Origin of the sequence: Aliidiomarina taiwanensis (assembly GCF_003987015.1) — a bacterium.
Taxonomy (GTDB): domain Bacteria; phylum Pseudomonadota; class Gammaproteobacteria; order Enterobacterales; family Alteromonadaceae; genus Aliidiomarina; species Aliidiomarina taiwanensis.
The window spans coordinates 234,290-247,322 of sequence record NZ_PIPQ01000002.1; the positions used below are offsets into that span (position 1 = coordinate 234,290).

Consider the following 13,033-nt stretch of genomic DNA (forward strand, 5'->3'; position numbering starts at 1 on the left):
AGTTTATCAGGAAGGGCGCTGCTGTGGTACGTTTGCTGCAGTATCTGTGTTTTTCCTTGAGATAAGAGGTTTACGTTTTGACAAGTCGGAAACAGTTAGAGCAAGAAGTAGCGCGTGCGGAAGAAGCCGTAAGCAATGCCTTAGCACACGCCAAACGTTTAGGGGCCAGCGCCGCCGAATGCGCTATTAACTACAGCCGAGGGTTGTCGGTTAGTTCACGCATGAACGACATAGAAACCGTGGAGTTTAACCAAGACGGTAGCTTGGGTATTAGTGTGTATCGTGGGCAGCACAAAGGGAATGCCAGTACAGCAGACTTGTCGCCTGAAGCGGTGGCGGCAACGGTTGAAAAAGCGTGTGAAATTGCACGCTACACAGAAGCGGACCCCTACACGGGGTTAGCCGATGCGGCTTTAATGGCGCAGGAACCGGTAGACCTTGAGCTGTTTTATGAAGCGGACCAAACCGCTGAGTTTGCCAGTGCACAGGTTCTGAAGTGTGAAGAAGCAATGCTTTCAGCGGACCCACGCATTGTAAACTCCGATGGTGCCAACTATGCCACGCACTGTGGTTTTCGAATGTATGGCAACACCCATGGCTTTTTAGGTCACTATTTGAGTTCACGAAATAGTTTAAGCTGCATGCCGATTGCTAAAGACGGCGACCGCATGGAGCGCGACTATGCGTATACGCTCGCCAGAAAATTTAGTGACTTAACTGCACCGGAGCAGGTGGCGGCAGAGGCAGTGCAAAATACTGTGTCGCGGCTTGGCGCTCAGCGTTTAACCACGCGCAAAGCACCGGTTATTTTTCACCGCGACGTAGCCCATGGGCTGTTTGGCCACTTTGTAAGTGCCATCAGTGGCGGTAACTTATATCGGAAAAGTAGCTTCCTTTTAGACAAGCTAGGCCAGCAAGTGCTGCCTGAGTGGCTTAATATTAACGAAGACCCTTTGATAAAAGGTGGCTTAGCGTCGAGCGCCTTTGATCACGAAGGGGTTGCGACGAAGCCGCGTTCAATTGTTTCCGGAGGAGTGCTTGAAACCTATCTACTCACCAGCTACGCCGCACGCCGGCTAAATAGCGTGGCAACAGGTCATGCGGGTGGAATTCATAACTGGCTAGTAGAGCATGGCTCTGATGACTTAGACGCCCTGTGTAAGCGTATGGGCACCGGATTATTGGTAACCGAGCTAATGGGTCAGGGCGTGAATGTTGTGACCGGCGACTACAGCCGCGGCGCGGGCGGCTTCTGGGTTGAAAACGGCGAAATTCAGTTTCCAGTGACGGAAGTCACGATCGCCGGCAACCTAGCCCATATGTTGAAGTCGATTGTGGCGATAGGGAATGACGTGGATATGCGCCACGGGGTTCAAACAGGTTCAATTTTACTTGAAGAAATGAAAATTGCCGGAGAATAAGTGGGCAGGTGACGGGAGGCGCTTAAGCCTCCTCGTCAAACTTGTCTTGAATAAGCTTTTCGATAGCATCCAATGCTGCTTCCGCCTCGTCGCCTGAGGCAATGATTTCAATGTCGCGCCCTTGCTGACTGGCTAACAGCAGCAAGCCCATTACGCTACTGGCGTCTACTTCCTTATCGCCTTGCCGTACATGAATGGTGGCGGCAAACTCATGAGAAAGCTTAGCTAATTTAGTGGCAGCGCGAGCATGCAAGCCAAGCTTGTTACGTATGGTTAACGTACGACGTATTTCTGGCATAGGGCTCTCGGTTAACTCTCTTTTTTGTCGAGTTCACGATGACGAACTTGAACGGCGATACCCATGTCGTTAAAACGCTTGCCAAGGGTTTCTGCAATATACACAGAGCGGTGCTGCCCACCGGTACAGCCGATTGCAATGGTTAAATAGCTTCGGTTACTGCGTTGGAAGTAGGGTAGCCAAGTGTCGGTAAAAGTTTCCACTTGTTGGACAAATTTCGTGACCAATGGCTGTGCTGATAAATAGCGTATGACAGGCTCGTCGCGGCCAGTAAAGGGCTTTAGTTCCGGCTCCCAGTGAGGGTTAGGCAAAATACGCGCGTCAAATACTGTGTCGGCGTTTTTAGGCACCCCATGCTTAAACCCAAAGGAAAGAAAGGTAATGATGAGGTTGTTGTCTGAACGCCCCAGAACCAATTCACGTACTTGTTCGCTAAGCTCATGCACACTGAGACCGCTTGAGTCGATGTGCCATTTGGCGAGCTCTTTCAGCGAGCTTAAAATTCTGCTTTCCATGGCGATGGCGTCGGGTAACGAACTTTCAACCCGTGACAATGGGTGCATGCGGCGGGTTTCACCATAGCGGCGAAGAAGCACGTCGTCGTTGGCATCGATAAACAGAATTTCAGGTTTAATGTTGTCGGGTAAAAACTCGATGGACTCGCTTAGGTTTTCTTCATCTTCCGACATATTGCGCACGTCAATGCTGACCGCTATGGAGTTGTAACCAGGCAGTGAGTGGATAAGCGCGGGCAATAAATGAATGGGTAAATTGTCTACACAATAAAAGCCAAGGTCTTCAAGTACCCGCAGGGCGATGGTTTTACCTGAGCCTGAACGGCCGGTAACAATAATTAATTGCATGGGGCGTCTGCTTCTGTAAACAAGGTGTAGAGTTCTTCGTGACTGGTGGCAGCACGAAACTTGCGACAGCAACCTTTACTGTCTAGGCGCTGGGCGACTTCCGATAAGGTTTTTAAGTGGGCTTCTGGTTCGTTTTCTGGGACCAGTAAAGCGAAAATTATATCTACAGGTTGGTTGTCTATGGCGTCAAAGTCGATGGGAGTTTCCAAGGTGATTAATGCGGCGACAGGGTGGCTGGCATGGCTGAGACGTCCGTGTGGAATGGCAATGCCTAAGCCAATTCCTGTGCTGCCTAAACGCTCCCGTTGAATTAAGCTGTCGAAAACATCGTCGCTGCTAACACCTCCTAATTTAGGGGCTATCAGCTTACTAATGGTTTCTAGGGCTTTCTTTTTGCTTGTATCCCGAACTGCACTTAGGGTGCAGTCCGGGCTCAAGATTTCACGTAAATCCATAAATGTTAGTGTTTTCTAAGTTTTTCTTTGTGTTTAATAACTTGGCGATCGAGCTTGTCGATGAGGCCATCGATTGCGGCGTACATATCTTCATGTTCCGACGTAGCAAAGAGCTCACCACCACTAAGGTGTATGGTTGCCTCGGCCTTCTGACGAAGTTTTTCGACAGTGAGTACAACATGAACATTGGTAATGTGGTCGAAGTGTCGCTGTAACTTGGCGAACTTAGTGTCTACAAAGCTACGTAGTGGATCAGTAATGTCAACATGGTGTCCAGTTAGATTGATTTGCATATTACCTCTTCCTTCTGTTGCCGCCTTTTATAAAAGGCTTTTTCTTTGATTGGAAGGCGGGATGTTGAGAGCTTCCCGATACTTCGCAATCGTTCTTCTAGCGACGTTAATTCCTTGCTCTGCCATAAGCTCAGCTATTTTACTGTCGCTTAAGGGTTTTGCTGCGGGTTCCGCCGCCACGATTTTTCGAATTAAGGCACGTATAGCTGTTGATGAACATTCTCCGCCATTTTCAGTGCTGACATGGCTAGAGAAGAAATACTTCAGTTCAAAAATGCCCCGTGGCGTATGCATAAACTTCTGTGTTGTCACGCGTGATATCGTCGACTCATGCATTTCAATAGCTTCCGCGACATCATTCAGCACCATCGGCTTCATGGCTTCTTCTCCATATTCAAAGAATGCCTGTTGTCGCTGCACAATACAATTAGCTACCTTCAATAAAGTTTCATTTCTGCTTTCAATACTGCGAATAAACCATCGCGCTTCTTGTGTGTGGTGCCGTATATATTGACCATCTTCGGCATTTCTTGCCTGTTGTGCAAGGGCCGCATATTCTTCGTTTACTCTAAGCTTAGGCAATGCGTCGGGGTTTAGCTCGACAACCCAACGGCCTTTGTGCTTCCGAACGGCCACGTCGGGTATGACATACTCTGCGTCACTGGGCATAAAGCTGTCGCCTGGCCGTGGCTGGAGTGTATGGATAAGGCGCATGACCTCGCGTAACTGGTCTTCTTTTAGCTTTGTTTGCCGGGCCAAGGTGCGGTAGTCGCGATTACCTAACAAGTCGATATGCTCGGTAATGATGTGCTTTGTTTCTGTAAGCCACGGGGTGTCAGGCGCAAGCTGCTCTAGCTGTAACAGTAAGCATTCACTTACTTCACGCGCCCCCACGCCTATGGGGTCGAAATGCTGAATACGTTTTAATACCACAGCCACTTCTTCGGCCTCGATGTCTGGGTACTCTTTTTGTACGGCCAGTAAAATGGTGTCGAGGGGCAGGCTTAGGTAGCCTGCGTGGTCAATAGCGTCGATAATAACTTCAGCAATGAACTGGTCCGCGTCGGAAAAGCGAGACAAGCGCATTTGCCAGAGTAAATAGTCTTGCAGGCTTTCGCTGGTTTCACCTTGGTAAATGTAGTCGTCTTCAGCAGCCATGCCTGCGCCCGAGCCACTGCCAGAGCTTGTACCGGTGCTTGAGCCTGCAGTAAAGGTGTCGTCCCAGGTACTATCGGTTGGTAACTCTGTGGGAATGTCTTGGTTGGTTAAGGCGTCAGCCGTGTCCACTTCGCTTGCGTCGACGGTGTTCTCAGCGGTGTCTTTTGCTTTCGGCTGTTCGTGGCTTTCTTGTTCTTCAGCAACTTCAAGCAAGGGGTTGTTATCAAGTGCTTCTTGGACTTCTTGGGCTAGCTCCATGGAAGACAGTTGCAAAAGTCGGATCGCTTGCTGCAACTGAGGTGTCATCGTCAGTTGTTGACCAATTTTAAGCTGCAGACTTTGCTTCATAGTGCGTTAACTCAAGCTCCTTGAATAATACGTATACTTATATGATTGCGCTTTTATAGGGAATTACAAGGAAAACTGTTCGCCTAAATACACCTCTTTCACTTTTTGGTTAGCTAGTACCTGCTGTGGGGTGCCTTGGGCAATCAAGTGGCCCTGACTTACAATATAGGCGTGCTCACATACGGACAATGTTTCGCGAACATTGTGGTCTGTTATAAGTACACCTATACCACGTTGTTGTAGTTGATGGATGATTTTTTTTATATCAATGACAGAAATTGGGTCGACCCCAGCAAAGGGTTCGTCCAGTAATATAAACTCAGGATCAGCCGCTAGGGCACGAGCTATCTCGACACGACGGCGTTCACCACCGGACAATGCCATTCCGGCGCTGTTGATAATATGACCAATACTAAATTCGCTCACCAAGCTGTCGAGTTTGTCTTCACGTTGGTCGGCCGTTAGGTCTTTTCGGGTTTCCAAAATGGCCATAATGTTTTCCCGTACCGACAGGGTACGAAACACGGAAGACTCTTGCGGTAGGTAGCCAATTCCTCGACGCGCTCGCTCATGCATGGGCAGTAAGGTAATTTCTTCGTCATCAAGAAAAATGCCGCCTTTGTCGTTTCTCACTAGGCCGACGATCATATAGAAGGTCGTGGTTTTACCCGCGCCGTTCGGGCCAAGTAAACCAACCACTTGCCCCGCCTTAACACTAAGGCTCACGTCGCTTACCACGGTACGGCCTTTATATGACTTTGCTAAATGTTCTGCTCGTAACTGCGCCATAATGCTTAATTATTCCCTTGGTCCGCTTGTTGTTCGCGTGGCTGAAAGCTTGTGCGCACACGCTGACCCGGTTCGTCACCACGTTTCGCGCTAATGACTTGGTTTTCTAAGTCATAGGTAATTTCAGAAGCTTTTAAAAAGCTTCCGCTTTGTTCCAGCTCTGCATTGCCCGTAAGGGTGAGTGTTCGTGTGGCGGCGTCATAGGTAATAACCTGGGCACTCGCTGTGACGGTGACATTTTCTTCCACTTGCTGGCTATATGTGGCGGGGCTCCCGGTAGCAATAAAAAGCTCTGCTTGGTTTTCGTCGCTGCCAAAGCCTTCCACTTCTAATTGGTCAGCATGTATGACGAGACTGCCCTGGGTAACAATGACATGGCCTTCAACCCGAAATATATTGTTGCGCAAGTCGAAAAACTCTTTGTCGGCGTCAATATTAATGGGTTGCTCAAAGTCGCGCTCTAAGGTGCTGGCTGCATCAGCACCACTTGCCCACAGGCTAAGGCAAAGTACGAGCAGGGTAGTAAATGGTTTCAACATGCTTCATTAATTCCAATTGTTGCGTTTCAATATCAATGGTGAGGCCAATGCCTCGAATTGTAAACTGTGGTCCAGAAATAACCACAGGCGACTGACTCACCATGGTTTTCTTAACAAGGTCAATGGTTAAGTCGGCTAGCTCGATATGCCGAATATAACCAATTTCCGTTAAGTTGGTTACTTCAACTTCAGCTAGTAACTCTAATTTTTCGTCGTCATACAGGTGGCCTTCTAACGCGGTGACTTGCCATAATTCGGCCGTGTCTTCGCTGCCTACACTGTTTAAATAGGTCGCATAAATGGGGTTGTTTAGCTCGGTTAGCTTACGTTTGCTAAAGTGTGCCATTTGCGACGCTTGAATGCGGTGTGTCAGGCGTCCGTCGGCATCGAACACTTGTGACACGAGGTTTTCAGCGGTGAAGTCGGGCATCGCCTGCTGTGGCGCCTCTGTGCCGGGCGCTTGCTGTTCATCTTGCCAGGGTTGCCATAACACCAAGGTTGCCATGATTGCCACCAAGGCGATGATGAATAAGGTGCGCTGATTCACGTGCTGCTCTCTGTCACTTGTTCGAGTTTACCTGCGGCCTGAAGAATTAAGTCGGCCAGCTCGCGGACAGCGCCAAAGCCGCCAGGGCAGGTGGTAACATAGTCTGCAGCAAGGCGCACTTGCGGGTGTGCGTCTTGTGGCGCTACGCCCATGCCCGCAGCTTTTATCAATGGCAAGTCGGGGCTGTCGTCGCCTATATAGGCGGCTTGTTCTGATGTGAGATCAAGTGCTGTTAAAATCTCGTCAAAGGCTGCTTGTTTTTGCTCCCGGCCTTGATAAATATAAGGCACACCAAGCGCTTGCATGCGCTGAGTAACAATGTGCGATGTGCGGCCCGTAATAACGCCTACTTCAATACCTGCCGAGCGTAGGGCTTTTACGCCTAAGCCGTCGCGGGTGTGGAAAGCCTTTAACTCTTCACCGTCATTACCTAAATAAATGCGACCATCGGAAAACACGCCATCGATGTCGCACACCACCACTTTCACCTGTGCCAAGCGTTGCATAAGGTGGTCTGGTAGGTTGCCGTACCAAGTAGACACCATATTAAATAACTCCCGACTGTAAAATGTCGTGCATATTGAATGCGCCGATCACCTGTTGCTGCGCATCGACCACAATTAAACTATTTATTTTACGCGACTCCATCAGTTGCAAGGCTTCTGCAGCTAGCATGTCAGCGGTTGCTGTAATACAGCCAGCGGTCATCACTTGGTCAATGGGGGTTTGGTGCACGTCGGTGCGTAAGTCCAGTATTCGGCGCAAGTCACCGTCGGTAAAAATACCAAGCAATTTGTTGTTGTCGTCAACAATGCTGGTCATACCCAGCCCCTTTCGTGACATTTCAAGCAAAGCGTCTGTGGTTATAGCACCGGTAGGCACCATAGGAATACGTGCGCCTGTATGCATGATGTCGGCCACCCGCAACAACAAACGTTTCCCTAAGCTACCACCTGGGTGGGATAGTGCAAAGTCGTCAGCTGTGAAACCACGGGCATGCAATAGGGATACAGCGAGGGCGTCGCCCATGGCCAGAGTGGCCGTGGTACTGGCTGTAGGAGCTAAGCCCAATGGACATGCTTCTTCCTCTACGGCAACACATACATGCACGTCGGCCAGGGTTGCAAGGGTTGAGTCGGGACGCCCTGTCATGGCAATTAAAGGAACATTTAACCGCTTAAGAACAGGGATAATACTTACCACTTCACCGGTTTCGCCGGAGTTTGACAGGGCAAGCACCACGTCTTGTTTGGTGATCATGCCTAAGTCGCCGTGGCTGGCTTCGCCCGGATGAACAAAAAAGGCGGGAGTACCCGTGCTCGCAAGGGTGGCCGCTATTTTACCGCCAATATGGCCTGACTTACCCATACCGGTAACAACCACGCGGCCTTGGCAATAGTGCATAAGCTCGCAGGCTTGGCTGAACTGGGCATCTAAATTCTTCTCTAAGGTCGCTAATGCGGCGCGTTCAATTTCAAGGACGCGGCGGCCTTGGGTCAGATAATCCGTTGTTGACATAAGGAGGTTCCTAACTCTATCTGTGTCTTCCTTGAAGTATATCACTTTGTAGCTTGTTAGGTTGAAGAACATGAATATTTGCTGCGCTATTTACTTCACCGCATGCTTAGGTTACTGTACCGGATGGTCGGTTGGTGGCAAGGTGCTGCTGCCGAGTTTTAAGGAGTAGGAAATGACTGTAGTAAAAGCCACTGGGCGCGGTGGTAGACCAAGTAAGCGTTCATTTATTTTGGAATGTGCAGAAGCACTGGTACAAGAAAAAGGCGCAGCGCACTTAACCTTTGACGCCCTGACACTTGCAACAGGAATAAGCAAAGGCGGGTTGCTGTACCATTTTGAAAGCAAAGACGCATTAATTAGTGCCATGCTAGAACGTTATGTGGATAGACGTCAGCAGGCGCGAGACGACTTGATTGGCGAAGCTGAGCGTACCCCGGACGTGGAAATTAAGGCGCTATTGGAAACAGAATTAAACCACAATAAACAGGGTAAACTTGGCGTGGACAGTGCCATTATTGCTGCTGCGGCTAGCAACCCGCAACTTATGTCGATTATTCGTCAGCGACAGCTGGACTTGTTTGAGCTGCTGGATAATAGCAGCGCAGGCCCTATGCAAGCCCGTATTGCCTGGTATGCGGTACTTGGCCACAGGTTGTGCCAACAGTTTGGTTTAGCCACGGGTGAAGAAAAAAACGAAGCAGCTTTTGCTGAAGCTTTACTTGACTTAGTACAAGTTCCTGCCACTCAGAAAAGTGATTAATACTTACTGCCTGAATTACGTTACACTATGACTTTATTCAGCTCTATTTAGAGGCGCGCTGTGACTTAGCAGCGCCTTTAGTTTCACAAGAAAGCGAGAGTGAATGTGGGAAACTTGGTTGAGTTAGACAATGTGCATTTTGCACGGGGTGAACGCCTTATTTATGAAGGCCTTACCTTGCATATTCCGCGGGGTAAAATAACCGGCGTGTTAGGCCCAAGCGGGTGTGGGAAAACCACGCTATTGCGCTTTATAGGGGGCCAGCTCATTGCTGAAAAAGGCAGTGTGCACTTTGCTGGTAAAAACATGGCTAAGCTCAGCAGGCGCGAACTGTATGAAACACGTAAGCGCATGAGCATGTTGTTTCAAAGTGGTGCCTTGTTTGCGGAATTAACAGTCGCTGAGAACGTGGCCTTCCCCCTGCGTGAGCACACCAAATTACCAGACAATATTATTCAAACCATTGTTAAAATGAAGCTGGAGTCCGTGGGCTTACGAGGCGCAGGCCAGCTTATGCCGAGTGAACTGTCAGGGGGTATGGCGCGCCGCGCTGCTTTAGCTAGGTCTATTGCTCTAGACCCTGAAATGGTTATGTACGACGAGCCTTTTGCCGGACAAGACCCTATTTCCATGGGGGTTTTGGTCAAGCTCATTGACGAATTAAATAAAACCTTGGGCTTAACCAGTATTGTGGTGTCACACGACGTGAAAGAAGTGATGAGTATTGCAGACCACCTGATTGTGATGGCGAATAAAAAAGTAGTAGGCCAGGGTACGCCACAAGAGCTTCGCGACAGCGGCTCTGAGCTGGTACGGCAATTTTTAAAAGGGGAAGCAGACGGCCCCGTGCCGTTTCATTTACCAGCAACTGCATACCACCAAGACTTGCTAGGGGAGTTGTCATGAGTGTATTGCATGCCTTAGGTCGGCAAGTAATAAAGACAGTGCAGGGCATAGGTCAAGCCACCATTATGCTGGCGCAAGCCATTATAGGAAAACCACAGCCACGGAAAAGCTTTCCGCTGTTAATACGTCAACTGTATGTTGTGGGCGTGCAGTCGATGCTGATCATTATTATATCCGGGCTTTTTATTGGCATGGTGCTAGGCCTGCAAGGCTACACTATTTTAGTGGACTTTGGTGCCGAACAAGCCCTTGGGCCTATGGTTGCCTTGTCCTTACTGCGAGAGCTAGGCCCTGTGGTCACCGCTTTATTATTTGCGGGCCGCGCAGGTTCAGCCCTTACCGCTGAAATAGGCTTAATGCGAGCAACCGAGCAACTGTCGAGTTTAGAAATGATGGCGGTGGACCCATTGCGTCGCGTTGTAGCCCCGCGCTTTTGGGCTGGGGTAATTAGCATGCCCTTGTTAGCCCTTATGTTTAATGCCGTAGGTATTTATGGCGGCTTTATGGTGGGGGTTGAATGGTTAGGGGTTGACGACGGCGCCTTCTGGTCGGTTATGCAAGCAAGTGTTAGTTGGCAAGACGATATTATGAACGGTGTCATTAAAAGTTTGGTGTTTGCCGTAGTTGTCACTTGGATTGCTTTATTTAAGGGCTACACAGCCACACCAACGTCGCCTGGAATAAGCGCTGCTACCACACAAACGGTAGTGTATAGCTCACTTGCTGTTCTTGGTTTGGATTTTATTTTAACTGCTATTATGTTTGGGTGATTTATGACCACACGTACAATGGAATTATTGGTTGGTATTTTTGCTGCTGCGGCTATTGCGGCTGTGTTGTTTCTGGCACTACAAGTTGCCAATACCAGTGACACCACCCGTGGTGACACATACACCCTGATTGCCAAGTTTGATAATATCGGCGGCTTGAAGGTTCGCTCTCCCGTAAAGGTGGGGGGGGTTGTGGTGGGCCGTGTGTCGGCTATCCGTTTAGAGGGTGAATACTACGAGCCCGTGGTGGAAATGAAGATTAGCAGCCGCTATAACCGCTTCCCAGAAACCAGCACAGCGTCGGTGCTAACCTCGGGCATTATTGGTGAACAATATATAGGGCTTGAGCCTGGGTTTATTGACGAGTATGTGCAAATACTTGGAGACGGTGGCGAAGTCATCAATACCAACTCGGCCATGGTATTGGAAAATCTTATTGGCCAATTCTTATTTAGCCAAGGTGATAATTGAGTTGCCTATGAACCAGACACAACAAAACGATGCGCTTAGTTTTGAGCATAAACAAGGGGCGGTGTTTTTACAGGGTGGTTTAAACCGCGACACTGTGCCCCAGGCGTGGCACACACGCCGTGACTGGGCTACTGGTGAAGGCGTGCTAACGCTCAACCTAGCCGGGGTAGAAAAGGTGGACTCGGCGGGTTTGGCCATGCTTATCCAATTGAAGGCCGAACTAGGGCGGCAAAACCGAGAGCTGGCTTTACAAGACGTTAGCAAACAGCTACTCGCCTTTGCGGAAGTAAGTGGTGTTACCGCCTTGCTTTCGTTAACCTAAGGCGTCGAATAAATTTAAGCAGTTAATTGTAAAAGGGAGTCAGATGGAACCGTCTGTAGTTGAAGAGTTATTAAAAAATGAGCTTGGGCTAGATGAAGTACATGTGAAGTCGGAAGGCACACATTATCAAGTGATTGCAGTGAGTGAACAGTTTGCTGATATGAGCCGTGTGAAGCAGCAGCAGTTCATTTATGCACCGCTGAATGACAAAATTGCCGACGGCACAATTCATGCACTTTCAATTAAAGCCTTTACTCCGGAGCAATGGCGCCGCGAGAAAATGCTCAACATGCCAAGCTAGAGCGTTAAGAAATGGAAAAGTTTATTGTTAAAGGTGGTGCAAAGCTAAGTGGTGACGTACGCATTTCGGGTGCTAAAAACGCAGCACTTCCTATTTTGCTGTCATCTTTACTCGCAGATGAGCCGGTGACGTTGCACAATGTGCCTCGTTTGCAAGATGTTAAAACATCTTTAAAACTTCTGGCTCAGTTAGGCATTCCCCACAGCCGTGAAGGCCAAGACAGTTACAAAATTCACCCGGGGGTAAAGCATGGGCATGTGGCGGAATATGAGTTAGTTAAAACCATGCGAGCGTCTGTATTGGTGCTTGGCCCTTTGCTTGCTAAGTGTGGTGAAGCTGAAGTGTCTCTGCCTGGGGGCTGCGCTATTGGTGCTCGCCCGGTCAATTTGCACATTGAAGGTTTACGCCAAATGGGCGCGGAAATTAGCGTCGAGCAAGGTTATATTAAAGCAAAAGCACCCAATGGCTTGCAGGGTGCACACCTTATTTTAGACTTGGTCAGTGTGACAGGTACAGAAAACTTAATGGCTGCTGCCACCCTAGCGAAGGGTGAAACCATTATTGAAAACGCTGCTCGCGAACCCGAAGTGGTTGATTTGGCGAACTTCTTAAATACCTTAGGCGCGGACATTCGCGGTGCAGGGACTGACACCATTCGTATTCAAGGCGTGTCGCGATTACACGGCGGCGAATATCGAGTGATGCCTGATCGGATAGAAACAGGCACCTTTTTAGTGGCAGCGCTTGCAACAGGCGGGCACATTCGCTGTACCCACACAGACCCAAGCTTACTTGATGCGGTATTAAAGAAACTGAGCGACGCTGGCGCGGACATTACCCGCGGCGAGACCACTATTGAGCTGCGCAGTACAGGTACACCACGTTCGGTAAATATTGTAACTGCACCACACCCTGCGTTTCCTACCGACATGCAAGCACAGTTTACGGCCTTAAATGCCATTGCCGAAGGCACAGGCTGGGTGCGGGAAACTATTTTTGAAAACCGCTTCATGCATGTACCAGAATTAAAGCGCATGGGAGCGGACATCGACTTAGACGGCAATACCGCCATTTGCCGTGGAGCAGCAGAACTAAGTGGTGCACAAGTAATGTGTACCGATTTACGTGCGTCTGCTTCCTTGGTTATTGCGGGGCTTGTGGCAAAAGGCGAAACGGAAGTAGAGCGTATTTACCACATAGACCGTGGCTACGAGAAAATAGAAGAAAAACTAACGGCTTTAGGCGCCAACATACAACGGGTTTCTATGTAAACC

The 13,033-nt window shown here is 49.2% G+C and carries 18 protein-coding genes; 8 read left to right on the forward strand and 10 right to left on the reverse strand.

Going from position 1 to position 13,033, the window contains the following annotated elements:
• Window positions 1-77 precede the first annotated feature (77 nt).
• The gene (gene pmbA / locus CWE15_RS05420; protein WP_126757064.1) at window positions 78-1,421 is read left to right on the forward strand and encodes a metalloprotease PmbA; all 1,344 of its coding nucleotides are present in this window, start codon (window positions 78-80) and stop codon (window positions 1,419-1,421) included.
• Between the two features lie 22 nt (window positions 1,422-1,443).
• Here the strand turns inward: pmbA and CWE15_RS05425 are convergent, their stop codons facing one another.
• The 10 genes from CWE15_RS05425 to CWE15_RS05470 form a co-directional block, all read right to left on the reverse strand.
• Complete coding sequence (locus CWE15_RS05425; protein WP_126757065.1) at window positions 1,444-1,719, reverse strand: HPr family phosphocarrier protein; 276 nt, start codon at window positions 1,717-1,719, stop codon at window positions 1,444-1,446.
• An 11-nt stretch (window positions 1,720-1,730) separates the two neighbouring features.
• Window positions 1,731-2,582, reverse strand: a complete 852-nt coding sequence (rapZ, locus tag CWE15_RS05430; protein ID WP_126757066.1) for an RNase adapter RapZ — start codon at window positions 2,580-2,582, stop codon at window positions 1,731-1,733.
• Entirely contained in the window at window positions 2,573-3,037 is a 465-nt protein-coding gene (ptsN, locus tag CWE15_RS05435) for a PTS IIA-like nitrogen regulatory protein PtsN (protein WP_126757067.1), read from the reverse strand. Before ptsN ends, rapZ begins: the two co-directional genes overlap by 10 nt.
• A 5-nt stretch (window positions 3,038-3,042) precedes the next feature.
• Entirely contained in the window at window positions 3,043-3,330 is a 288-nt protein-coding gene (hpf, locus tag CWE15_RS05440) for a ribosome hibernation promoting factor (protein WP_126757068.1), read from the reverse strand.
• 27 nt (window positions 3,331-3,357) lie between these two features.
• The gene (locus CWE15_RS05445) at window positions 3,358-4,836 is read right to left on the reverse strand and encodes an RNA polymerase factor sigma-54 (RefSeq protein WP_126757069.1); all 1,479 of its coding nucleotides are present in this window, start codon (window positions 4,834-4,836) and stop codon (window positions 3,358-3,360) included.
• Window positions 4,837-4,899: 63 nt separating this feature from the next.
• Entirely contained in the window at window positions 4,900-5,625 is a 726-nt protein-coding gene (lptB, locus tag CWE15_RS05450; protein WP_126757070.1) for an LPS export ABC transporter ATP-binding protein, read from the reverse strand.
• Window positions 5,626-5,630: 5 nt separating this feature from the next.
• Window positions 5,631-6,164 carry a lipopolysaccharide transport periplasmic protein LptA gene (gene lptA / locus CWE15_RS05455; protein ID WP_126757071.1) on the reverse strand — a complete coding sequence of 178 codons (534 nt, stop codon included), beginning with the start codon at window positions 6,162-6,164 and terminating at the stop codon, window positions 5,631-5,633.
• Window positions 6,124-6,711 carry an LPS export ABC transporter periplasmic protein LptC gene (lptC, locus tag CWE15_RS05460; protein ID WP_126757072.1) on the reverse strand — a complete coding sequence of 196 codons (588 nt, stop codon included), beginning with the start codon at window positions 6,709-6,711 and terminating at the stop codon, window positions 6,124-6,126. The genes lptA and lptC overlap by 41 nt, the downstream gene beginning before the upstream one ends.
• A complete protein-coding gene (kdsC, locus tag CWE15_RS05465) occupies window positions 6,708-7,256 on the reverse strand; it encodes a 3-deoxy-manno-octulosonate-8-phosphatase KdsC (protein ID WP_126757073.1) in 549 nt (182 codons plus the stop codon). The genes lptC and kdsC overlap by 4 nt, the downstream gene beginning before the upstream one ends.
• Before the next feature lies 1 nt (window position 7,257).
• Window positions 7,258-8,229: a KpsF/GutQ family sugar-phosphate isomerase gene (locus CWE15_RS05470; protein ID WP_126757074.1), complete on the reverse strand. Its 972-nt coding sequence runs from the start codon at window positions 8,227-8,229 to the stop codon at window positions 7,258-7,260.
• Window positions 8,230-8,401: 172 nt separating this feature from the next.
• Between CWE15_RS05470 and CWE15_RS05475 the strand changes: the two genes are divergently transcribed.
• From CWE15_RS05475 to murA, 7 genes are all read left to right on the forward strand, one after another.
• Complete coding sequence (locus CWE15_RS05475) at window positions 8,402-8,989, forward strand: TetR/AcrR family transcriptional regulator (protein WP_126757075.1); 588 nt, start codon at window positions 8,402-8,404, stop codon at window positions 8,987-8,989.
• Between the two features lie 105 nt (window positions 8,990-9,094).
• Window positions 9,095-9,895, forward strand: coding sequence for an ATP-binding cassette domain-containing protein (locus tag CWE15_RS05480; protein ID WP_126757299.1), 801 nt, complete (start codon window positions 9,095-9,097; stop codon window positions 9,893-9,895).
• Window positions 9,892-10,665 (forward strand): lipid asymmetry maintenance ABC transporter permease subunit MlaE, encoded by a 774-nt coding sequence (gene mlaE / locus CWE15_RS05485; protein WP_126757076.1) that lies wholly within the window; start codon window positions 9,892-9,894, stop codon window positions 10,663-10,665. Before CWE15_RS05480 ends, mlaE begins: the two co-directional genes overlap by 4 nt.
• Window positions 10,666-10,668: 3 nt before the next feature.
• The gene (mlaD, locus tag CWE15_RS05490) at window positions 10,669-11,136 is read left to right on the forward strand and encodes an outer membrane lipid asymmetry maintenance protein MlaD (protein WP_126757077.1); all 468 of its coding nucleotides are present in this window, start codon (window positions 10,669-10,671) and stop codon (window positions 11,134-11,136) included.
• A gap of 7 nt (window positions 11,137-11,143) precedes the next feature.
• Window positions 11,144-11,458 carry an STAS domain-containing protein gene (locus tag CWE15_RS05495; RefSeq protein WP_157980718.1) on the forward strand — a complete coding sequence of 105 codons (315 nt, stop codon included), beginning with the start codon at window positions 11,144-11,146 and terminating at the stop codon, window positions 11,456-11,458.
• 43 nt (window positions 11,459-11,501) lie between these two features.
• Complete coding sequence (locus CWE15_RS05500; protein ID WP_126757079.1) at window positions 11,502-11,759, forward strand: BolA family protein; 258 nt, start codon at window positions 11,502-11,504, stop codon at window positions 11,757-11,759.
• An 11-nt stretch (window positions 11,760-11,770) separates the two neighbouring features.
• Window positions 11,771-13,030, forward strand: a complete 1,260-nt coding sequence (murA, locus tag CWE15_RS05505) for a UDP-N-acetylglucosamine 1-carboxyvinyltransferase (RefSeq protein ID WP_126757080.1) — start codon at window positions 11,771-11,773, stop codon at window positions 13,028-13,030.
• Window positions 13,031-13,033: the final 3 nt, after the last annotated feature.